General features: G+C 61.6%; 18 protein-coding genes, 1 tRNA gene and 1 pseudogene. 8 read left to right on the top strand and 12 right to left on the bottom strand.

Translation table 11 applies throughout. From position 1 onward, the window contains the following. Positions 1-236, bottom strand: a 236-nt coding sequence (locus tag CMI59_RS03885) for a hypothetical protein (RefSeq protein ID WP_293325012.1), incomplete at its 3' end; no start/stop codon positions are given. A gap of 424 nt (positions 237-660) precedes the next feature. Between CMI59_RS03885 and panD the strand changes: the two genes are divergently transcribed. Continuing rightward, complete coding sequence (gene panD / locus CMI59_RS03880) at positions 661-1,023, top strand: aspartate 1-decarboxylase (RefSeq protein ID WP_293325009.1); 363 nt, start codon at positions 661-663, stop codon at positions 1,021-1,023. Between the two features lies 1 nt (position 1,024). Here the strand turns inward: panD and CMI59_RS03875 are convergent, their stop codons facing one another. The 3 genes from CMI59_RS03875 to CMI59_RS03865 form a co-directional block, all read right to left on the bottom strand. Then, positions 1,025-1,483, bottom strand: a complete 459-nt coding sequence (locus CMI59_RS03875; protein ID WP_293325006.1) for a hypothetical protein — start codon at positions 1,481-1,483, stop codon at positions 1,025-1,027. A 140-nt stretch (positions 1,484-1,623) separates the two neighbouring features. Then, the gene (locus tag CMI59_RS03870; RefSeq protein ID WP_293325003.1) at positions 1,624-2,676 is read right to left on the bottom strand and encodes a methyltransferase domain-containing protein; all 1,053 of its coding nucleotides are present in this window, start codon (positions 2,674-2,676) and stop codon (positions 1,624-1,626) included. A gap of 140 nt (positions 2,677-2,816) precedes the next feature. Continuing rightward, positions 2,817-3,560: an SIMPL domain-containing protein gene (locus tag CMI59_RS03865; RefSeq protein WP_293325000.1), complete on the bottom strand. Its 744-nt coding sequence runs from the start codon at positions 3,558-3,560 to the stop codon at positions 2,817-2,819. Between the two features lie 150 nt (positions 3,561-3,710). Between CMI59_RS03865 and CMI59_RS03860 the strand changes: the two genes are divergently transcribed. Then, a tRNA-Ile gene (locus CMI59_RS03860) sits at positions 3,711-3,787 on the top strand. Positions 3,788-3,915: 128 nt separating this feature from the next. On the opposite strand, the gene CMI59_RS03855 is transcribed toward CMI59_RS03860, so the two are convergent. After that, positions 3,916-4,953: an autotransporter outer membrane beta-barrel domain-containing protein gene (locus CMI59_RS03855; RefSeq protein ID WP_293324997.1), complete on the bottom strand. Its 1,038-nt coding sequence runs from the start codon at positions 4,951-4,953 to the stop codon at positions 3,916-3,918. Between the two features lie 209 nt (positions 4,954-5,162). Here CMI59_RS03855 and CMI59_RS03850 point away from each other — a divergent pair, with 209 nt between their 5' ends. Together CMI59_RS03850 and CMI59_RS03845 are read left to right on the top strand one after the other, a co-directional pair. Continuing rightward, a complete protein-coding gene (locus tag CMI59_RS03850) occupies positions 5,163-5,936 on the top strand; it encodes an MBL fold metallo-hydrolase (RefSeq protein WP_293324995.1) in 774 nt (257 codons plus the stop codon). 79 nt (positions 5,937-6,015) lie between these two features. Continuing rightward, positions 6,016-7,041, top strand: a complete 1,026-nt coding sequence (locus CMI59_RS03845) for a TIGR00341 family protein (RefSeq protein ID WP_293324992.1) — start codon at positions 6,016-6,018, stop codon at positions 7,039-7,041. A gap of 137 nt (positions 7,042-7,178) precedes the next feature. On the opposite strand, the gene CMI59_RS03840 is transcribed toward CMI59_RS03845, so the two are convergent. The 4 genes from CMI59_RS03840 to CMI59_RS03825 form a co-directional block, all read right to left on the bottom strand. Continuing rightward, positions 7,179-8,030, bottom strand: coding sequence for an ABC transporter permease subunit (locus CMI59_RS03840; RefSeq protein ID WP_293324989.1), 852 nt, complete (start codon positions 8,028-8,030; stop codon positions 7,179-7,181). Positions 8,031-8,034: 4 nt separating this feature from the next. Continuing rightward, positions 8,035-8,973, bottom strand: coding sequence for an ABC transporter permease subunit (locus CMI59_RS03835; RefSeq protein WP_293324987.1), 939 nt, complete (start codon positions 8,971-8,973; stop codon positions 8,035-8,037). 131 nt (positions 8,974-9,104) lie between these two features. Beyond that, entirely contained in the window at positions 9,105-10,220 is a 1,116-nt protein-coding gene (locus CMI59_RS03830; RefSeq protein WP_293324985.1) for a polyamine ABC transporter substrate-binding protein, read from the bottom strand. A gap of 251 nt (positions 10,221-10,471) precedes the next feature. Further along, complete coding sequence (locus tag CMI59_RS03825; RefSeq protein ID WP_293324982.1) at positions 10,472-11,467, bottom strand: DUF481 domain-containing protein; 996 nt, start codon at positions 11,465-11,467, stop codon at positions 10,472-10,474. A 327-nt stretch (positions 11,468-11,794) separates the two neighbouring features. On the opposite strand from CMI59_RS03825, the gene ettA reads away from it, so the two are divergent. After that, on the top strand, positions 11,795-13,450 hold the full coding sequence (ettA, locus tag CMI59_RS03820; protein WP_293324979.1) for an energy-dependent translational throttle protein EttA: 1,656 nt from the start codon (positions 11,795-11,797) through the stop codon (positions 13,448-13,450). 99 nt (positions 13,451-13,549) lie between these two features. Here the strand turns inward: ettA and CMI59_RS03815 are convergent, their stop codons facing one another. The 3 genes from CMI59_RS03815 to CMI59_RS03805 form a co-directional block, all read right to left on the bottom strand. Next, on the bottom strand, positions 13,550-14,107 hold the full coding sequence (locus CMI59_RS03815) for a hypothetical protein (protein ID WP_293324977.1): 558 nt from the start codon (positions 14,105-14,107) through the stop codon (positions 13,550-13,552). A gap of 194 nt (positions 14,108-14,301) precedes the next feature. Then, complete coding sequence (locus tag CMI59_RS03810; RefSeq protein ID WP_293324975.1) at positions 14,302-15,036, bottom strand: ABC transporter substrate-binding protein; 735 nt, start codon at positions 15,034-15,036, stop codon at positions 14,302-14,304. A gap of 86 nt (positions 15,037-15,122) precedes the next feature. Further along, entirely contained in the window at positions 15,123-15,974 is an 852-nt protein-coding gene (locus CMI59_RS03805) for a VacJ family lipoprotein (RefSeq protein WP_293324973.1), read from the bottom strand. Between the two features lie 418 nt (positions 15,975-16,392). On the opposite strand from CMI59_RS03805, the gene CMI59_RS03800 reads away from it, so the two are divergent. The 3 genes and pseudogenes from CMI59_RS03800 to metH form a co-directional block, all read left to right on the top strand. Next, complete coding sequence (locus CMI59_RS03800) at positions 16,393-17,406, top strand: metalloregulator ArsR/SmtB family transcription factor (RefSeq protein ID WP_293324970.1); 1,014 nt, start codon at positions 16,393-16,395, stop codon at positions 17,404-17,406. Position 17,407: 1 nt separating this feature from the next. Continuing rightward, complete coding sequence (metF, locus tag CMI59_RS03795; protein WP_293324967.1) at positions 17,408-18,307, top strand: methylenetetrahydrofolate reductase [NAD(P)H]; 900 nt, start codon at positions 17,408-17,410, stop codon at positions 18,305-18,307. 119 nt (positions 18,308-18,426) lie between these two features. Beyond that, positions 18,427-22,190 (top strand): annotated as a pseudogene (gene metH / locus CMI59_RS03790) (methionine synthase); the annotation flags it as partial. Positions 22,191-22,499: the final 309 nt, after the last annotated feature.

The raw sequence follows: 22,499 nt of genomic DNA, 5'->3' as shown, positions 1-22,499 counted from the left end.
GAGCCGGTGGTCAGCGTGTTGCCGGCATTGACGTTGATCGTGCCGGTCTCGCCCGCCGCATTGCCCGCATTGACCCGGTCGTAGGTTTCGTCGCCGTTGACGGTGTAGGTCTGTCCGGGCGTGCCGCTCACGTCGAGATTGGCCGCTATCGCGGTTGCCGAAGCGGAAAGCAGAAGGCCGCCCGTCCATGCGGCGATGGAAAGCGTGCGGATGGTTGCGGAATGTCTTGCAGTCACGATGTCCCCCTTATGCGGCGAGGACGCGCCTCGCTCATCTATTGCTGTCAGCGATTCGGCCGGTTGTTGCGAAGGCAGGCCTACGAGCTGCTCGTTCGCGTTCCGGAGAGGAATGGCTGCCGCTGGGGCGGGGCCGTCGGCACCGGGGGAATCGATATTTGGCGATAATTCTGGGAGTCATAGAATTCGTCAAATGAATACTTGTTCGAAAAGAGCTTACATTTGAGAATCGTTTTCAAGTTCAAAATGATTGTGATTTATGCATATTTTCTTATAGGGGTTTTTACTTATAAGGGGCAGGGGAGGTCACGGAAATCCCCGGGAAAACCGGCCCGGCAGCGGCTCGGGTGGCGCATGGACTTCTTTTCCCCCATCCGCTAAAACGCGCGGCCATATTGGTCCATTCGGGAGGGAGTTGGCCCCCATGATCCTCACCATGCTCAAGGCGAAGCTGCATCGCGCCACGGTTACGCAGTGCGATCTGCACTATGTCGGTTCCATTTCCATCGACAAGGATCTGCTGGCCGCCAGCGGCATCCTGCCGAACGAGCAGGTGGATGTGCTGAACATCACCAATGGCGAGCGGCTGACCACCTATGCGATCGAGGCGCCCGCGGGCTCCGGCATGATCGGTCTCAACGGCGCCGCCGCGCACAAGGCCGATACCGGCGACCTGGTGATCGTCGTTTCCTATGCGCAGATGTCGGATGAGGAAGCGAAAAGCTGGGAACCGAGCGTCATTCAGCTCGGTGAGGGCAATCGCATTCTGGAGATGGCGGCGGTCTGAACTATTGCGCGTCTCTCATCGGGGACAGCCACAGCGTAGTATTTCTTGGAATGATTGATGGAGGTGAACCGCTAACGACAGTCCACGCCAAACGATTGTTGTTGCCTTTTATCTTAAGGCGAACTGTCGCGACAGTGACGACGCGGCGACCATAGAGTTCCGAAATTGTTGCTCGGCTTGAAAACCATCCCACGTCAACATTGACATCATAGGGACCGTCTTTCTGGGGAGAGGTTAGGGTTCCGTAGAGGTCTCCATCTTTGAGTTCCAGCGACAAATCGATGAAATTATATTCTTTCGAGCTAATATCGCCTTCATTCGTCCAAGTGGTTGCTAGTATTTTTCGTGTTTCTTGGATGGAGCCTTCTCGTGAATGTACAAGATAGATTGTACCAGAAAGTAATGCTCCGAGGATTGCGATTGCTGCAGCAATCGTTTGAGTCCATTCTGCCAAAGACATTTTCATTTCACGAGTACGGATCCGATCGATGTTCTTGATCCTATCTTAAAACTGTACTCCTGTTACCGCTATTGATTTGATCTTCTTTCGCATCTCATTAGTTCGGTCAGGTAATATTTGGTGAAATGAAAGGTGTTTTCCTAACAGCAGGCCCCCGAGGTTTCCCCGTCCGCCGCGCCGCCCATGAACGGGATATTCGTGCCGCAGCCGGGGAAGATGCCGTAATGTGTGCCGAAATCCCCGATGAACTCGAAATGCGGCGCGAAGCGGCTCTCCTTCAGCATACGGAAGGTGTTGCCGCAGACCGGGAAGACGCGGCCCTTTTCGATCACGTGATGATTGTCGAGTGTGAAGCGGTGCTCGGCGTGGCGGACGCCGCCCTTGTAGATCACCGCCTGGCCGTAATCCTCGCATGAGCCTTCCAGCCCTTCGATCTTGAACAGGCGATAGGTCGCGGAGTGGAATGACGCCCCGCCGAGCTTTTCCGCAATCGCCGGGTCGCCGATGGCAAGCGGGCGGTTGGTGACGAGGCGCGGATCGGCAAAGCCCGCCTGTTTTGCGAGCGTGAGGAAGTCGTTCCAGTAGAGCGCCCCCGCGAGGCATTCGCCCAGCAGCACCGGGTCGTCGCGGAGACGCGCGTCGAGCCGGCGGTCGGCATAGACGTCCGAGAAATAGATCTCGCCGCCGGGCTTCAGCAGGCGGTAGGCGCCTTTCAGCACCGCCTCTTTGTCGGGCGAGAGATTGATGACGCAGTTCGAGACGATGATGTCGAGCGAGCCGGGCGCGATGTCGAGTGCGTCCAGCCCTTCGATATAGCCGTCGAGAAAGCGTGTGTTCGGCGCATCGTAGCCGAAGCGCGCCGCATGCCATTGCTCATGTTCGCGGGCGAGGCCGATCTGTTCCGCCGTCATGTCCACGCCGGTTACCGATCCCGTCGGCCCGACGAGCTTTGCCAGCGCGAAGACGTCGCGCCCCGTGCCGCAGCCGAGATCGAGCACATGCGCGCCTTCGAGCTTTTCCGGCACGACGAGGCCGCAACCGTAATAGCGCGCCGTCACGTCGGGGTGGATTTCGCTCAGCACGGTGCGGATATGGGGCGGGATCGCGTCGAGATCGCAGCAGGCATCCGTCTGGAGGTCGTCGGACCCCTTGAGCGTCCGCCCGTAATATTCCTTCACCATCTCGATCGACATGCCACGACTCCGCAAAAGAAAACCGGCCCCATGTTGAAACGGGGCCGGTCATCCGTCCAATCACGCCTGCGTGTGCGGGATCAGATTTTTGTTTGTCGCGTTTTCGCCGGAAAACCGGCGTCCACTTTTCCGGAAACGCTCTAGTCGATCTCTATCGTCATCGAGACATTGGCCGACACCGTCTGCTCGCCCGCGGCGACCGGCACGGAGGAGGCGCGCGCTTCCATCATGCTGGCCTTCATATAGACGGGCGAGGGCATGGAGCTGCCGCTTTCCTGAATGGTGAGGATGCGGCCCACCGACACGCCGGAGGCGCCCGCCAGGAGCTTGGCCTTGTGCAGCGCGTCCTTCACCGCGGCCTTGCGGGCTTCGTCCTCGAGCTTTGCCGTATCGTCGATGGAAAAGCGGATGCCGTTCATCTGGTTCGAGCCGAGAGAGACGGTCTTGTCGAGAATGTCGCCCAGCTTCGTCAGGTCACGGACGATCACGGCGAGCTGGTTCGTCACCCGGTAGCCGATGACTTTCGGTGCGTTGTCGGTGGTCTTGTCGTTGCGATAGACGGGATAGATGGAGAATTGCGAGGTCTGCAGATCCTTCTCCGCGATCCCCATTTCCTTCAGCCCGTCCAGCACCTGCTGCATGGCTTGCGTATTGGCGTCCAGCGCCGCGCGGGCCGTATCGGCCTCGCTCGTCACGCCGGTCTGGATGGAGGCCATGTCGGGTTCGGCCTGCACCTCGCCATGGCCCGTCACGGAGATGGTGCGCGGCGTTGCGTCGGCATCGTCGGCGGCCTGCGCGGCGAGCGGAAAGAGGGACGCGGCGGCCAGTACCGCGGCGAGGAAAAGAGGGTGGAAGCCTGTGGAACGATTGCCATGGGCGGCCATGACGTCTCCTTGTCGTTGATGTCTTCTGAGTACCCTTAAGCGTAACGCTCTCTCCCAATCGGGGCAAAATTGCGGCGCTCGGCCCTTCTCGGAGGCCCTCCTGCTTCTTCCGCTTTGCGAATTCTGCTATATGCAGAATCGCGAAGGAGGGGGCCTGTAGCTCAGTTGGTTAGAGCGAACCGCTCATAACGGTTTGGTCGCAGGTTCGAGTCCTGCCGGGCCCACCACCCTTCGCCCTGACGGGCTTCGGGTGGCTTACGCCACCCGGAGACGGAAGGGAGAAGGGTGTCGCCCGAAGCCGTCAAAGGCTGCCCCGCGTGAAACGGGACAGCCTTCCTGGTTTTCGGATTAGTCCTCAGAACTTCAGCGAAACCGTCGCCGAGACGCCATAGGCCTTGTAGTTGTCGCGGAAGGCTTCGGTGGTGGCTTCCAGGCGGAAATCCATATTGCCGCCGATGGAGCCGTCCACGCCTGCGCCGAAGGTGGCGCCGAAATCGTCGCGCGAGACGGTGGCGCCGCTGGTCAGCACCACATCAGAGCTTTTGTTCACGTCGAATTCCGCGCGCGCCGAGAGATAGGGCGTCACATGGCCGAAGCTTGTCGGGATTTCATAGCCCGCCTTGCCGCCGACGCGGATCTGGCCGAGATGCCGCTTCGATTCCGCCACGGTCAGCGCGCCGACACCGCTTTCGGTATAGGCGTCCTGCGTTTCCGAGACATAGAGATAGCCCAGCGTCTCCGACAGGCGCCACGCCTCGACATTCTGTTCGGCGACGAGGTTCGCCGCGCCGAACCAGCGCTTGCCGTTCGTGCTGCCGGTCGCGCTTACGGTGTGGGTGACGTCGTAGTCCGCCCAGCTATGGCCGACCGTCGCGTTGAAGCTCAGCATGTCGTCGATGCGATAGGAGAGATAGGGCGCGATGCTCCACACATTCCCCTTCAGCGTGCCGCTATTGTATTTCGTGTCGATGCGGATGCGCTCATAGCCGCCGGCAAGGCCCAGCGTCAGGCTGTCCGTCAGCGCAACGTCGTAGCCGAGCACGGCATTGTAGATATCGCCGTCGTAATTCGCGCCCGTATGGCTGTCATCGACGCGCATCGCACCGGCGTTGAACCAGAGCGTTCCCGCCGGGGCCGCGCCGTCGCCCGCCGCGACGCCCGTTGCCTCGGCGGCGCTGGTCTGTGTGCCGGTGCCGCCCGTGCCGCCCGTCAGATGGTTGGCGATAGAGCCGGCGATCTGCCCGGCGGAGGCGATGCCGGCGCCGTCCTGGACGACGGAGCTGGAGCTGTCTGTTTCGATTCTCGGCCGTGCATCGGCTGCGGCCGGGAAGCCGGTCACAAGCAATCCCAGCGCGGCGATCAGCGTGCCGCGCGTCGCATTCGCATATTTCATTGTTCGGTCGTCCCCCAAAAACTTCGAAAGCGTTCCTGCGCTCGGGCTGGAATCGCCATAATGGACCACATTAACATGCTTCCCCCGGCCCGGTAATTTCTTTGGTGCCGGGAAACAGCGGTTTCAGCCGTGGTCGCCCGTGGCGCGTGGTTGATGGGCCGTGCGGCAGGGCTCATCATGTCGCTTCACACGCGTACCGGAGTTTATCGATGACGAGTTTGCCCATTGCCGAGAGCTGGTTCGAGATGAAGCGCATCGGCGACGATGTCACGCTGTTGTGGGAGCCGCATGTGGTGCCCCTCATGCGCTGCAATATCTGGCATGTGCGGGGCCGCGACCGCGATCTGATGATCGACACCGGCATGGGGGTCGCCAGCCTCAGGGAAGCGGCGGTCAATCTGCTCGACAAAAAGATCACCGCCGTCGCCACGCATACGCATATCGACCATGTGGGCGGTCATCATGAGTTCGACGACAATCTGGTGCATGAGCTGGAAGCGGACGATCTCCGCGCGCCGCGCGACCGCGGCACGCTGCGCCTGGCGGAAATGAACCCGGCCTATGTCGAGAGCCTGCGCCGCGCGGGCTACGAGCTCGACAGCGATCTCATCACGGCGCTGCCCTATGAAGGCTATGACATCGACGCCTATGAGCTGAAGGGCGCCGTCGTCACGGAAATCGTCACAGAGGGCGATATCGTCGATCTCGGCGACCGGCATTTCGAGGTGCTGCACCTGCCGGGCCATTCGCCGGGCAGTATCGGGTTGTGGGAAGAGGCGACGGGCACGCTCTTTTCAGGCGATGCGATTTACGACGGGCCGCTGCTCGACGAAATCGAGGGGGCCGATATCGAGGTCTATGTCCGCACCATGAAGCGCCTGCGGGAGCTGCCTGTGCGTGTCGTCCATGCGGGCCACGATCCGAGCTTCGGCCGCGAGCGGCTTGTCGAGCTGGCCGACGCCTATCTGGCCCGCCGGGGGTGACAATCCGTTTTTCCATGATGCGGCAAGGCCGTTCGACCGCTAGGCTCGTCTTCCGATTCATCTGGGGAGACGGCTTTCCATGACGCTTCGTGTGGTCGAGGTAACGGCGCCCGAGGGCTATGCCGACACGCTGAAGGCGCTGGCCGAGCAGCAGGAGGCCGACGACGTCTTCGTCGGTCTGGACGGAAGCGTGGAGGAAAAGCGCTGCTTCGTGCGCGTCGTCTGCGAGACGAAGCAGGTGCAGGGGTTCACCGATGCCGTGCAGCAGGCCGTGGGGCGGGGCGAGGACTGGCGGGCCGTCGTCCTGCCGGTGGAAGCCATGGTGCCCAAGCCCGAGCGCGAGGCGGCGGAGCGGCGCAGCGCCTTCGCGGGGAGCACCGCCAGCCGCGAGGAAATCTACGATGAGGTGGCGCGCGGCGCGGAGCCCGATTCCTCGTTTTTCATCCTCGTCATCCTGTCGGCCATCGTGGCCGGGATCGGGCTGCTCGACGACAATCTGGCCGTCGTGATCGGCGCCATGGTCATCGCGCCGCTGCTCGGGCCCAATCTCGCCTTTGCGCTGGCGACCGCGCTGGGCGACCGCGAGCTCATGATCCGCTCCATGGTGAGCAATCTGGCCGGCATCTCCATCACGCTGATGGTGGGTGCGGCAACCGCCCTGGTGTGGACCGGCGGGTTTACCGCGCATCAGCTCGTCAGCCGCACCGTGACGGGCTATGACGCCGTGGCGCTGGCGCTGGCTTCCGGCGCGGCGGCGGTGCTGTCGCTCATCACGGGGCTGTCGAGTGCGCTGGTCGGCGTCATGGTCGCCGTGGCGCTGATGCCGCCCGCCGTGACCGCGGGGATCATGCTGGGGGCGGGCGACTGGCAGGGCGCCATCGGGGCCGCCGTGCTGCTCGGCGTCAATGTGGTCTGCGTCAATCTCGCCGCCCAGGCGGTGTTCGTCGCCAAGGGTATCAAGCCGCGCACCTGGTGGGAGCAGAAGGCCTCGCGGGCCTCCGTCATCACCAATTTCGTCATGTGGGGCGTGCTGCTCGCCGCCCTCGTCGTGGCGATCTGGTGGCTCAGGCTGCCGCTGCCCGGCGTCGACGCGCCCGGGTTCTGAGGCGCGGGTTCATCAACCCGAAATTGTCATGCGCGCGAGGCGGCAGCCGACGAAGCAATCCAGCGCTTGAGCCTGCCGCCTCTGGATTGCTTCGCCTTCGCTCGCAATGACGACCCGTCTCTAAATCCGCAGCTTCCCTAATCCGCCGCCTGGGCAAAGGCCGCGCCCATGCCGCCGGGATTGTTGGCTTTCGCCGCCTGCCGGGCGAGCACGATGCCCGCCGCCGCGACGCCGATCGACACCAGCGTGATGACGATGGTGGCCAGCGCGTTGATCTCCGGATTGAGGCCGAGGCGCACCTTGGAAAAGATCACCATGGGCAGCGTCGAGGAGGACGGACCGCTCACGAAGCTCGCAATCACCAGATCGTCGAAGGACATGATGAAGGACAGGAGCCAGCCCGCGATGACCGAGGGCATGATGAGCGGCAGCGTCACCGTGCGGAAGACCGTGACGGGCCCCGCGCCGAGGTCGATCGCGGCTTCCTCATAGGAGCGGTCGAGGCTCGACAGGCGGGCCTGCACGATGACGGAGACATAGGCGGAGGAGAAGGTGACATGCGCGATGATGATCGTCAGCATGCCGCGCCCTTCCGGGAAGCCGATGACGGCGCTCATCGACACGAAGAGCAGCAGCAGCGACAGGCCGAGAATGACGTCTGGCATGACGAGCGGGGCGGCGATCATCCAGGTCATCATGGTGCGGCCCAGAAACTTGCCGAACCGGACCAGCGTGATGGCCGCGAGCGTTCCGATGACGATGGCGATGGTGGAGTTGATCGCCGCGATCTTCAGGCTCAGCCAGGCCGCGTTGAGGATCTGGTCGTCCTGAAGCAGCGCCGCATACCATTTGGTGGAAAAGCCGGCCCAGACCGTCACGAGTTTCGACTCGTTGAAGGAATAGAGCATCAGCAGCAGCACGGGCGCATAGAGGAAGACGAAGCCCAGCAGCATCATGGTCTTGATGAAAAGAGAGTTTCCCTTGTTCATGAGCCTAGTCCTCTCTCATCTGGAAGCGCTGGAACACCATGATCGGCACGACCAGGATGAGCAGCATCACGATGGCGACGGATGAGGCGACCGGCCATGCGGTGTTCTGGAAGAACTCGTCCCACAGCACCCGGCCGATCATCAGCGTGCTCGTGCCGCCCAGCAGCGAGGGGATGACGAATTCGCCGACGGCGGGAATGAAGACGAGCAGCGATCCGGCAATGACGCCCGGGATCGAGAGCGGGACCGTCACCGTGAAGAAGGCGCGCGTCTTGGAGGCGCCGAGATCGGCGGCCGCTTCGAGGAGCGATTTGTCCATCCGTTCAAGGTTGGCGTAGAGCGGAAGCAGCATGAAGGGCAGGTAGGAATAGACGATGCCCAGATAGACCGAGAAATCATTGTGCAGCATCGGCAGCGGATCGCTGATGATGCCGGTCCAGATAAGGAAATTGTTCAGCAGCCCGTTATATTTCAGGATCCCGATCCAGCTATAGACGCGCAGCAGGAACGAGGTCCAGAAGGGCAGGATGATCAGCAACAGGAAGATGTTGCGATAGCGCGGGCTCGTGCGCGCAATGCCATAGGCCATCGGATAGGCGACCAGCAGGCAGAGAAATGTCGAGACGACCGCGATCTTGATCGAGGTCAGATAGGCGACCGTATAAAGGGAATCGGAAAGCAGGAACTCGTAGTTGGACGTGTCGATGTTGAATGTCGGCCACCAGCCGCCGCCGCTCCAGTCCAGGAAGTCGGTATAGGGCGGAATGCCGATGATCTGCGTGGCGAAGCTGATCTTCAGCACGATGACGAAGGGCACCACGAAGAACAGGAACAGCCAGGCGAAAGGAATGCCGATGACGAGCGAGCGGCCGGTTATCCCCAGCTTGCGGGCTGCAAGCGTCATGCGGCGGCCATGCAATTCGAAAAAACGGTACAGGCGCATACCGCTTGCTTCTGGTGGTGCGTTCGTATCACTCAACGTCGGTACCCGTTTTGTTGTGGTGAAAACTCATCCCGGGAGGCTGCATATGTAAAAGGCCGGATGGGGGTCCATCCGGCCTTTCATGTTTTCGTTTACTGACCCGTGCGGATCTTCGTCCATGCGCGCGTCATCAGGCGCTGGAAGTTCGTGGGCGCTGTCCTGGCCACGAAGAGCTTCTCCTGGACCTCCTCGGTCGGATAGATCGACGGATCGTTCTTCACGTCGTCGTCGATATATTCCTTGGAGGCGGGTACGCCGTTCGCATAGGCGATGTAGTTGGAGTTCGCCGCCTCGATCTTCGGCGACAGCATGAAGTTGATGAACTTCATGGCATTCTCCGGATGCGGCGCATCCTTCGGCACGGCGAGGTTGTCGAACCAGACCAGCGTGCCTTCCTTCGGGATCACGAAATTGACCTCGACGCCGTTTTCGGCTTCGTCGGCGCGGTCGCGGGCCTGCAGGATGTCGCCCGACCAGCCCACCACGAGGCAGGCATCGCCATTGGCGAGGTCGTTGATGTATTCCGAGGAGTTGAAGGTACGGATATAGGGGCGGATCTTCATGAACAGATCCTGCGCCTTCTGCAGGTCGGCCGCGTCATGCGAGTTCGGGTCGAGGCCCAGATAGTTGAGCGCGATCGGGATCATGTCTCCCTGCGCGTCCAGCATCTCGACGCCGCAATCCTTGAACTTGGAGACGATCTCCGGCTTGAACACCATGTCCCAGCTGTTCGTCGGCGCGTCGGGCGCGATCTCGTCGATCTTGGCCTTGTTGTAGCCGATGCCCGTCGTGCCCCACATGTAAATGGCGGCATGTTCGTTGCCGGGGTCGGCCTGCGCGACGGTCTTCATCAGACCGGGATCGAGCAGCTTGAAGTTCGGGATCATGCTCTTGTCGAGCTTCATGTAGACGCCGCCCTTCACCTGGCGTTCCAGATAGGGGAACGCGGAGGGGACGACCACGTCGTAACCGGAATTGCCTGCGAGCAGTTTCGCTTCCAGCACGTCGTTGCTGTCATAGACGTCGTAGGTGACCTTGATACCGGTCTCGTCTTCGAATTTCTGTACCGTGTCCTCGGCGATGTAGTCGGACCAGTTGTATACGTAGAGGACATTGTCCTCGGCGTGCACGGGGCTGGTCATCAGATTTCCCGCCAAGGCGGCGGCCGCCAGCATCGGCAGCGTCTTGGTCCAGTGTCGGCCTGTCATATGGACACTCCTTCCATTTTTTTTCGAGCCTGTGGAAGCTGCCGCAAAGGCGCCCCCCTTTCGCGCCGCCATGTCGGCGGCGTGAGCAAGCGTTATGAGTATGAAGGGGAATCCGTCCGTGCCAAGGGGGGAATTTGCTCCGTCAGGCAGCAATTTTTCGTTGCTGCACTGCGATAGCCTGAAAAATGGGCAGCCTGCCTTCACTCCGCGCTTGCGGATTAGGCAGGCCCCCGTTGCGTTGCGAAGAACTCTCAGTTCAGGGAATAGACCAGCGACAGTTTGGACGTGGTGTCCAGTTCCTCGCTTCCGGCGGGCGGCGCGGAATTGTGGCGGAGTTCCACCGAAGCCCGGGCCGCAAGCGCGCCGATCAGCTTGGTGGTGAGCGCCAGCGTGTCGGTGGAGATCGTCTTGTCGGTTCCCACATTGACCGCAATATCGTTGGTCAGTTTCGCATTGTCGTTCAGGTTCCAGACGAGGCCCGAGGCGATACGCGCGGTCGGTTCGGTCTCCACGCCGCCGTTCGTCAGTTCGCTATAGCGATAGCCGGGACCGGCTTCGACATCGAGTTTGAAAACCTTGCCGGTATAGATGCGGTAGCCGAGGCCGGCATTGCCCGCCGTCTCGTATTTGTAGCCGGAGAACTGATCGTCCGTGTAGCTCGCAAATCCGAACGCATAGAGGCGTTCGTTCAGGTCGCGCCTGACGGTGCTGTCGAGGTAGTAGCGCTGCGTGGTCTTGGTGTCGCCGTCGGAGGCGTATTCCAGGCTGCCATTGGATTCGACTTCCCATTTGCCGAAGTCCCATTGCAGCGCCGTCGACAGGCTGGCCGCGGTGGAGTCGGTATTCCCCGACGTCACATTGGCGCCCGCCGCCACCTCGCCGGTGAAAATGCGGGGCTTTTCTTCCTTGGCCGCCGTTTCGGCTGCCGGTTGGGGCGCGGCGGCGAATTCGGTCTGCGGGAAAGCGGCCGAGGCGGTGGCGCGCAGAATGTTCTCATCGGCGGGGGAGGCGGCGATGGCCGCGTCCAGAATGGCGGAGGCCTCGTCGGGCCGGGCGCCGATCTCGGCAATCATGCGCGAGAGCAGGGCGGCGCGGCCCTGGGCGCGGGTCTCGGCGAAGCTCGCCTGCATCTGGGGCATGGTGGCGGCCTGCGCCGTCGCGATGGCGGCGGGCGCAAAGGACGCGGCGGCCAGGGCCAGCACGGCCAGCGCTGCGTTTCGGATGTGTGAGCGGTCTGAACGGAGCATCCAGCTTCTCCCTTGGGTAGACATGGCAACAGGTGTGACAATCGACGTGAAAGGTAGTGCTATGGTTAACGCGGCAGAAAACATGACGAATGGCGCCGTGAATAGCGTCGATCATGGTGTCGCTAAAGACGTCACCAAAGACGTCACCAAAGACGTCACAGGGGACCTAGCGCGATTCCCCGCCGTCTCAACCATGAGACCCGCCTGAAAAGGCCCCGGTGTGAGCGGCGTTGCCCGAAAAACGCCGATCCGATAGAAGGAGGGCCAAATCCAAATCCCGACAAAACGGGCCGGGTTTACCCGGCGTCCAAGCGAGGAAAGCGGCGTATGGCCTCTTATCAGTATGTTTACGTCATGGACCGGCTGTCCAAGACCTATGCGGGCGGCAAGCAGGTTCTGAAGGACATCCGTCTTTCGTTCTTCCCCGGCGCCAAGATCGGCGTTGTCGGTCTGAACGGCGCGGGTAAATCGACGCTGCTGCGGATCATGGCAGGCGTGGACAAGGAGTACACGGGCGAGGCCTGGGCGGCGGAAGGCGCGAAGATCGGCTATCTCGCGCAGGAGCCTCAGCTCGACGATAGCCTCGATGTGAAGGGCAATGTCATGCTGGGCGTGGCGCCCAAGCAGGCGATGATCGACCGCTACAACGAACTGGCCATGAACTATTCCGACGAAACGGCGGAAGAGATGGCCGCGCTTCAGGACCAGATCGACGCGCAGAACCTCTGGGATCTCGACAGCCAGGTCGAGATGGCGATGGACGCGCTGCGCTGTCCGGACAGCGATGCGGATGTCTCGACGCTGTCGGGCGGCGAGCGCCGCCGCGTGGCGCTGTGCCGGCTGCTGCTCGAGGCGCCGGACATGCTGCTGCTCGACGAACCGACCAACCATCTCGATGCGGAATCGGTCGCCTGGCTGCAGAACTACCTCAAGGAATATGCGGGCACCGTGGTGCTCGTCACCCATGACCGCTATTTCCTCGACAATGTGACGGGCTGGATCCTCGAACTCGACCGCGGGCAGGGCATCCCTTACGAGGGCAACTATTCCTCATGGCTTGAGCAGAAGGAGAAGCGTCTCGAGAAGGAAGCCAGGCATGACGAGGCGAAGCAGCGCACGCTTGCCCGCGAGCTTGAATGGATCAAGCAGAGCCCGAAGGCGCGTCAGGCCAAGAGCAAGGCGCGTATCAACGCCTATGACGAGCTGCTGGCGGAAGCCGGCCGTGCGCAGGAAGGCCGCGCCCAGATCATCATTCCGCCGGGGCCGCGTCTCGGCGGCACGGTCATCGAGGCCGATCATCTGAAAAAGGGCTTCGGCGACCGGCTGCTGATCGACGATCTTTCCTTCCAGTTGCCGCCCGGCGGCATTGTCGGCGTGATCGGTCCCAATGGCGCGGGTAAGTCCACGCTCTTCAAGATGCTGACGGGGCAGGAGACGCCCGACGAAGGAACGCTCAAGATCGGCGAGACGGTGACGCTCGGCTATGTCGATCAGAGCCGCGACGATCTCGATCCGAACAAGACGGTGTGGGAGGAAATCTCCGGCGGCACGGACATTATCGAACTCGGCAAGACGACGATGAACAGCCGCGCCTATGTGGGGGCTTTCAACTTCCGCGGCGGCGACCAGCAGAAGAAGGTCGGCCTTCTTTCAGGCGGTGAGCGTAACCGTGTGCATCTGGCCAAGATGCTGAAGTCCGGCGGCAATCTGCTGCTGCTCGACGAACCGACCAACGATCTCGACGTCGATACGCTGCGCGCGCTGGAAGATGCGCTGGTGAACTTCGCCGGTTGCGCCGTGGTCATCTCGCATGACCGCTGGTTCCTCGACCGCATCGCCACCCACATGCTGGCCTTTGAGGGCGACAGCCATGTGGAATGGTTCGAAGGCAATTACGCGGATTACGAAGAAGACCGCAAACGCCGCCTCGGCCCGGAAGCGGAAGTGCCGCATCGCATCAAGTACAAGCGTTTCAGCCGCTAGGGGCGGGGGCGTCAGGAAGAATATGTGTCATGGCCCGGCTTGTCCGGGCCATCCACGCCTTTCCAGCAGGTGACCGATCCGGCTCGATCGGCCCTCGTCCTACGTGTCGATGTCGATGAAGAGATCGGTGCCGCCATTCTCGAAATGGAAGCGGCCATCCGGGGCATGCCGCAGGTCCTCGCGGATGCCTTCCGCGATACCGATCACGAAGCGCTGCCCGTCCGCTTTCGAAATCATCGGAAACTGGGTGAGGGTGATGTCCTGGCGGAAGCCGCTTCCGTGGACGAGGGTCTTCTGGACCCAACGTCCGCGCGGCGGCGTGTCGAACAGGCTGAAGAGCGATGCGCCGGAGTTGGGCCGATGCTCTCTGGTAACGTAATCGATATAATTCTCCCCCGTCGGGTTCAGCCCCAATCCACTGCGGAACCTTTCCCCGGCAAGGCGGACGATCAGCCGGTTTTCGGGGCCTGCATTGAGTTCCAGCAGAAAGATGATCGGCAGGAAGGCCGCGAAGCGCTCCGCGCGGAACTGCGCCTTGTCCGGAATGGGGCCGGTTTTCTCGATGGCTTCCCAGGCACGCTGAAAGGCGAGGCTCGTCGGCGAGCGCCCGGCATCCGGACTGGCGTCGTTACTTGGACTTTTGAAAACTGCCGTCACTCGGGGATCCCGTCGCGCACTGCTTCTTTAACGGGGGCATTCTTTTCCCAAGCATTTAACGGGAAATGAATCGATATCGTTAACGATTGTCCCGTTATCGATTTTCGTATCATCAAGGCGAAAAAAAACGGCGCGGGGGGTATCCCGCGCCGTTTTGTCTTGGAGCCTTGTTGCCCCGGAGCCGTGAAAGCCGGTCAGTTCGCGTTGTTCTTGCCATCCGACATGGCGGCGTTGACCTGGCCCTTTTCAGCCTGGCCGATCTTCGTCTTCAGGTGATCGAGCAGGGCGGCGAAGTCGCCATTATTACTGTTCAGGATCGAGGTGAACTGGTCGCGCTGCTCCTGGGCGAGCCAGATGCCGGCGACGTTCACGTCGAAGACCTTGAAGCCGTCGTCTTCGCGCAGGAGCCACCACTTCACATCCACGGGCTGGCGTCCGTTGGTGAACCTGATCTGGCTCGACACGATCACTTCGCGGCCCTTGGAGCCCTTCTCCTGCGCGCCCGTCACGTCGAACTTCTCGTCATTATAGTCGGAGAGGCGGGTGACATAGACCTTCACGATGAAGGTCTCGAAGAGCTTGAGATATTCCGTCTTCTGCGCGTCGTTCGGCGTGCGGACATAGCGGCCCAGCGAAAAGGCGGCGATCTTTCTCAGATCGGCATTTTTCTGGAGCAGCGTCTGGAACTTGTCTTCCATGGCCTGCTTGCCGACCGACTTGTCGGAAATGACACCGATGGCCTCGGCTCCCAGATCCTCGACGAACTTGATCGCCTTCTGGTCGGAAGCGGCGCGGGCGGGGGTTGTCGCCAGCAGGCCCGAAAGAGCAATGCCCAGCGCAAGCGCCGCGGTGCCCGCGGGCTTGGCGACGGCGTTCAGAAGCGTTTGAAAGAAGCCGGTGGCTGCCGGCTTCGGGGAGGTGATCGTCATTCAATCGTCTCCTTTGGCGGGTTCTCACCGCGTATTGGGTACCCCGGCCCCGGCAGCCGATTACGCCGCAGGCGAACGGTCCTTAATCAACTGCTTGGAGTGTTCGGTTCGTTTGTGTCGAAATTTAGGTTTTCGATGTCCGGCAGGTCGTTCACATCCGTGCGGCCATTGGCGATCTCGTTCCTGCGGCTCTGTCGATACAGGCTGCGGATTGTCACGTAATAGTCCACGGAAGTGCGCTCGATCTGATCGAGGGCGTTGAGGCTGCGGGCGCGCTGATCGATGCCGTTCACCACGAAGCGCGTCACCGGCACCGTCATGGACTTGTTCCAGTAGATATAGGTGATCGGATCGAAGAACTGGTCCACGACGAAGCCTGTGAGGTCGCGGGGCGGGGCGGGGCCGAGCACCGGCAGATAGAGATAGGGGCCTTCGTTCACCCCGTATGTGCCCAGCGTCTGGCCGAAATCTTCGCTGTGCTGCGGCATGCCCCAGCCCTCGGCCGGGTCGAAAAGGCCCAGCACGCCGACGGTGGAGTTGATGCCGAAGCGTTCGGCAGTGGTGCCCGCGCGGTCCCATTCGCCCTGCAGTAGGTCGTTGACGAGAATCACCGGGCTTTTCAGGTTGTCGAGAAAGTTGCGAACGGCATTCCGGCCCACGCCCGGCACGACGCCGCGATACCAGGTCGCCATGGGTTTCAGGGCGATGGTGTCCAGAAAGCGGTTCAACTCGAAGAAATAGCGGTTGGCCGGTTCCAGCGGATCGTTGGAATCGTCGGCATCGGCGGGGTCCGAATCGACGGTCGTGGCCTGCATCGCCGCCGAATCGCCGCCTGCGGAGACCGCAAAAGCGCTTTGCGACGTCGCCGTCAGGGCTGCGATCGCCAGAATGAGGGCCGAGCTATTTGCCGTCAGCCGCCTTTTCAAAGGCCTCACCATTCTCTTCATCATTCTTTCTGCCCGTCATCCCGGTGCCATATTGGCGTCGGATACCACAACGTAGGGTGTCGAAACCCCATTCCCACCGGCGTTCATACGCTTGGCGGTTGCGTCCTCGGCTTCGGCAATGTCGGCGGCACCCCCGGTACCCCTTACGACCAAAGTGGTTCAGATCGCTTAAATTCCAATGAATGCGCCGGGAAAATTGCATTCGGGGGGCGCAACTCAGCGGTCCAGCTTGGCTTCTAGGTACCATAAGTGAGAGGGGGCTGCCAGATGCGGACGCGGCGGCAACCGGCCATTTTAACCATGGCTGTTGCCGAATTGCTGCGGACGGACGCAGTTTAGGGCGAGCAGGCCTTTGAAAAACACATAAAGATATGTTTATATCTGCGCGGTGATTAACGGAGGACAGCGCGTGGAGCAGCTTCTTTCAGGTTTGAGGGCGGCAGGCGAGCCTACTCGTCTGCGGCTGATGGCGCTTCTGGCAAGGAGCGAACTGACGGTGACGGAACTGACGCAGATTCTGCGGCAGAGCCAGCCGCGGGTGAGCCGTCACCTCAAGTTGCTGTGCGAAGCCGGGCTTCTGGAACGGTTTCGGGAGGGAAGCTGGGTGTTTTACCGGCTGGCGAGCGCGGGCCCCGTGGCCGATCTCGCGGCGCAGCTGGTGGCGCTCATCCCCTCGGAAGATCTCGTGATCGCGCGGGATCTGGAGCGGCTGGAGGCGGTTCGCGCCTCGCGGGCCGAAAAGGCGGCGGAGTATTTCCGCGCCAATGCCGAAGAGTGGAACCGGATCAGGTCCCTCTATGTGCCCGAGGACAAGGTCGAAGCGGCGTTGCTGGACCTGTCGGGCGACGAGAGCATGGATGTGATGCTGGATCTCGGCACCGGCACCGGGCGGCTTCTGGAGCTGTTCGGGCCGCGCGCCAAAACGGGCTATGGCATCGACCTTAGTCCGGAAATGCTGGGCTTTGCGCGTGCGCATCTCGCCCGGCCTGAGCTTGAGCATTGTTCGGTACGGCAGGGCGATCTCTACGACCTGCCGGTACAGGACAACACGGTGGATCTGGTGACGCTGCACATGGTGCTGCATTACCTGGACGAGCCGGGGGCGGCCATTGCTGAGGCTGCCCGTGTGATGAAACCGGGTGGACGCCTGCTGATCGCGGATTTTGCGCCGCACGATCTCGACTTTCTGCGCGAGAAACATCAGCACCGGCGCCTCGGGTTCTCGGAAGAGGAGGTGGCGGACTGGCTGAGCGAAGCCGGGCTGTCCCTCAAAGAAGTCAGGCGCCTGCCGCCTGAAACAGAAAACAAGAAGGATGACGACGCCAAGCTGACCGTCCTGATCTGGGTCGCGGACAAGGCGGAAACGCCGGCCGCGAAAGGCACAGGGGCAAAGCAGGCGCGCCAACTCGAAGGAGCCAAGTAATATGGGTTTTGACAGCCGCAAGACCGGCGACGAACGCACGCAGGTGTCGTTCGAGTTTTTTCCGCCCAAGGACGACAAGGCGGAAGAAGCGCTCTGGAAATCGATCAAGCGACTGGAACCGCTTAACCCCCAATTCGTGTCCGTCACCTATGGGGCGGGTGGGTCCACGCGCGAGCGCACGCACGGAACGGTGAAGCGCATCCGCAACGAGACCTCGCTCGAGCCTGCCGCGCATCTGACCTGCGTCGGCGCCTCCAAGGCGGAAACGGATGCGGTGATCCGCGCCTATTGGGATGCGGGTATCCGCCACATCGTGGCGCTCAGGGGCGACATGCCCGAGCTTGGCGCGCCTTACGAGCCGCATCCGGAGGGCTATCAGTCCACGCCGGATCTGATCGAGGGCATCAAGAAGATCGCCGATTTCGAAGTCTCGGTGAGCGCCTATCCGGAAAAGCATCCGGAGTCGGAGTCGCTCGAAGCCGATATCGAGCTTCTGAAGCGCAAGATCGAAGCGGGCGCGGACCGGGCCATCACCCAGTTCGTTTTCGATACGGACCGCCATGCGGAGTTCCTTGAAAAGGCGCGCGCGGCGGGCATCGATGCGCCCATCGTGCCGGGCATCATGCCGACCACCAATTTCAAGGGCATCAAGCGCATGGCCGGCCGCTGCGGCGCCTCCGTGCCGGACTGGCTCGAGGACTATTACACCGGCCTCGACGAGGACCTGCCGACGCGCAAGCTCATCTCGGCCTATGTGGCCACCGAACAGGTGAACACGCTGCGCGGCTACGGCTTCGACCGGTTCCACTTCTACACGCTGAACCAGGCCGACCTGACTTTCGCGATCTGCCATGTGCTGGGCATGCGCCCGAAACATGCGGCGGTCGCAGAGCCTGCTTGATAGGGGCGCAGAGCCCGCCTGAGTTTCAAACGCTTAATTCGAATGCAAGGAAGACACTCATGTCTCATCCCAAGACGCGCGAAGAGCGCATCGCCTATCTCCGCGAGGAAGTGAAGAAGCGCGTGCTCATTCTCGATGGCGCCATGGGCACCATGATCCAGGAGTACAAACTGGGTGAAGAGGATTATCGCGGCGAGCGCTTCAAGGATTACGAGAGCGACGTGAAGGGCAATAACGAGCTGATTTCGCTCGTCCAGCCCGACATTCTGCGCGAGATCCATCTGAAGTATTACCGCGCGGGCGCGGACTTCGCCGAAACCAACACTTTCGGCGCCACGCGCATCGCCCAGGCCGACTACCACATGGAAGATCTCGCCTATGAGATGAATGTGGAAAGCGCCCGCATTGCGCGCGAGGCCGCGGACATTTGCGAAGAGGAAAATCCGGGCCGCGTCTGCTATGTCGCAGGCACGCTCGGGCCGACCAACCGCACGGCGTCCATCTCGCCGGATGTGAACGATCCGGGCTTCCGCAATGTCAATTTCGACAAGCTCCACGCCGCCTATATGGAAGCGGCCAAGGGCCTGATCGAGGGCGGCGCGGATACGCTTCTGGTGGAGACGGTGTTCGATACGCTCAACGCGAAAGCCGCGCTCTATGCGATCCAGGATGTGCTGGAAGAGACGGGTCTCGACCTGCCGATCATGATTTCCGGCACGATTACGGACATGTCCGGCCGGCTTCTTTCCGGCCAGACGCCGGAAGCCTTCTGGAATTCGGTCCGGCATGTGAAGCCGTTCTCCATCGGGCTCAATTGCGCGCTGGGCGCGGCGGAAATGCGCCAGCATATCGATACGCTGTCGCGCATCGCCGACACCTATGTCTCTGCGCATCCCAATGCGGGCCTGCCCAACGAGATGGGCGAATATGATGAAAGCCCGGAGCAGATGTCGAAGCTCGTCGGCGAGTTCTCGTCGTCCGGCATCGTCAACATTCTGGGCGGCTGCTGCGGCACCACGCCGGATCACATCAAGGCGATTGCCGATGCGGTGAAATCGGGCAAACCGCGCGAGGTGCCCGAGATCGAACGGAAGATGCGGCTTTCGGGCCTTGAGCCTTTCGCGGCGGATTGATGTCCGCCCGGCGCGCCGGGAAGGGCGCGCCAGCGACCAGTTGAATTTACAGAATGCAGGATCGGGGCGAGATGACTCAGACCACGGCGAATTTCATCAATATCGGCGAGCGGACCAATGTGACGGGTTCCGCGCGCTTCCGGAAGATGATCCAGGAAGACCGTTACGACGACGCGCTTTCGGTGGCGCGCGAACAGGTCGAAAACGGTGCGCAGATCATCGACATCAATATGGACGAGGGCATGCTCGATTCCGAGGAGGCCATGATCAAGTTCCTGAACCTGATCGCGGCCGAGCCGGACATTGCGCGCGTGCCCATCATGATCGACAGCTCCAAATGGAATGTCATCGAGGAAGGCCTGAAGCGCGTCCAGGGCAAGGCGATCGTGAACTCGATCAGCATGAAGGAGGGCGAGGAAAAGTTCCTCAATGAAGCCCGCAAGATCATGCGATATGGCGCGGCGACCGTCGTCATGGCGTTCGACGAGGAAGGCCAGGCCGACACGACCGCGCGCAAATTCGAGATTTGCGAGCGCGCCTACAAGCTGCTGACCGAAAAGATCGGCTTCCCGCCGGAAGACATCGTGTTCGACCCGAATATCTTCGCGGTCGCGACCGGTATCGAAGAGCACAACAACTACGCCGTCGAGTTCATCGACGCGTGCAAGCTCATCAAGCAGAACCTGCCTTACGCGCATATTTCGGGCGGCGTGTCGAACATCTCCTTCTCCTTCCGCGGCAACGAGCCCGTGCGCGAGGCGATGCATTCGGTGTTCCTCTATCACGCCATCCAGGCGGGCATGGATATGGGCATCGTGAATGCCGGCCAGCTTGCCATTTACGACGATATCGACCCGGAGCTGCGCGAAGCGGTGGAGGACGTGATCCTCAATCGCCGCGACGATGCGACGGAACGCCTGCTGGATCTCGCCGAACGCTACAAGGGCGAAGGCGGCAAGAAGCGCGAGGAAGATCTCGCCTGGCGCGAAATGCCGGTGAACGAGCGCATCTCGCATTCGCTGGTGAAGGGTATCAACGCCTATATCGAGGAAGATGTCGAGGAAGCGCGCCACCAGTTCGAGCGCCCGCTGCATGTCATCGAAGGCCCGCTGATGGACGGCATGAACGTCGTCGGCGACCTGTTCGGTTCGGGCAAGATGTTCCTGCCGCAGGTGGTGAAATCCGCCCGCGTGATGAAGCAGGCCGTGGCCTATCTCATGCCCTTCATGGAGAAGGAAAAGGAAGAGATGGGCATCACCGACGACGATGCCGCGGCCAAGGTGCTGATGGCGACGGTGAAGGGCGATGTGCATGACATCGGCAAGAACATCGTGGGCGTCGTGCTTCAGTGTAACAATTTCGAAGTCATCGACATGGGCGTGATGCAGCCCGCCGAAAAGATTCTCGAAGCTGCGAAAGAGCACAAGGTGGACATGATCGGGCTTTCCGGCCTCATCACGCCGTCTCTCGACGAGATGTGCTATGTCGCCGCCGAGATGGAACGTCAGGGCTTCAACGTGCCGCTTCTCATCGGCGGCGCGACGACGAGCCAGATCCACACCGCGGTGAAGATCAACCCCAACTACAAGGCGGGGCAGGCGATCTATGTGACCGATGCGAGCCGCGCGGTGGGCGTTGCCTCCAATCTCATCTCCGAGAAGAAGGACGCCTACATCACGGACATTCGCGACAAGTACAAGGAACTTGCCGAGAAGCACGCCGCCGGCAGGGAGAAGAAGGAGCGCCAGACCATCGAAGGCGCCCGCGAGAACCGCTTCAAGGCCGACTGGAAGGACTGGAAGCCGGTGAAGCCGGCCTTCCTCGGCACCAAGGTTTTCGACGACTATCCGATCGACAAGCTGGTGCCCTATATCGACTGGACGCCGTTCTTCCAGACCTGGGAGCTGCATGGCCGCTACCCGCAGATCTTCGAGGACGACAAGGTCGGCGAGGCCGCGCGCTCGCTCTTCGACGATGCGCAGGAAATGCTGAAGCAGATGGTCGAGGAAAAATGGCTGCAGGCGCGCGCCGTCATCGGCTTCTGGCCGGCCAATGAGATCGGTGTCGACGACATCGAGATCTATACCGACGAGGACCGCAAGGAGCGTCTGGAGGTCTTCCACACGCTGCGCCAGCAGATGAAGCGGTCGTCGGAGCGCGCGAATTATGCGCTTGCCGACTTCATCGCGCCCAAGGATAGCGGCGTCGAGGATTATATCGGCGGCTTCTGCGTCACGGCGGGCTTCGGCGAGGACGATATCGCCAAGGGCTTCAAGGAGAAGAATGACGACTATCGCGCCATTCTCTCCCAGGCGCTGGCCGACCGTCTGGCGGAGGCCTTTGCCGAGCATATGCATGAGCGTGTGCGTAAGGAGTTCTGGGCCTATGCGGCGGATGAGGATCTGAGCAGTCAGGATCTCATCGAGGAGAAATATCAGGGTATCCGGCCTGCGCCGGGCTATCCCGCGCAGCCCGATCACACCGAGAAGGAAGCGCTCTTCAAGCTGCTCGATGCGGAAGACAAGATCGGCGTGAAGCTGACCGAGAGCTATGCCATGTGGCCCGGCGCCTCGGTGAGCGGCATGTATTTCAGCCATCCGCAGTCGGAATATTTCGGCGTCGGCAAGATCGAGCGCGATCAGGTCGTCGAATATGCCGAGCGCAAGGGCATGGAACTGAGGGTGATGGAGCGCTGGCTCGCCCCGATCCTCAACTACACGCCCGGTCAGGAAAAGGACGAGGCTGCCTGAGCGCGCCTTGTCATCGGGGGGAAGGGCGCCGGATCACCGGCGCCCTTTTTTTGTCCCGGCGTCACCCTCTCAAAGTGTCGTCCCGGCACTCGTTGCCGGGACGACACCCCTGGGCCCCGGGACAAGCCCGGGGTGACAGCTATTCCCTGTTTCCCAGCGCCTGTTCCCAGCGCTCCGCCCAGTCGGTGAGTGGCATCAGCTTGTCCAGCAGTTCGCGCCCCATTGGGGTCAGCGCATAGCCTTCCTCGTCGCGATGTTCCGCGATCCCCGTCTCGCGCAAATCGGCGAGCCGGGCATTGAGCACGCTGG

It is taken from the genome of Parvibaculum sp. (assembly GCF_002684405.1).
In the GTDB taxonomy this organism is placed as follows: domain Bacteria; phylum Pseudomonadota; class Alphaproteobacteria; order Parvibaculales; family Parvibaculaceae; genus Parvibaculum.
Note: the sequence above shows the minus strand (reverse complement) of the source record. Positions and strands in the feature narration are given on the sequence as shown.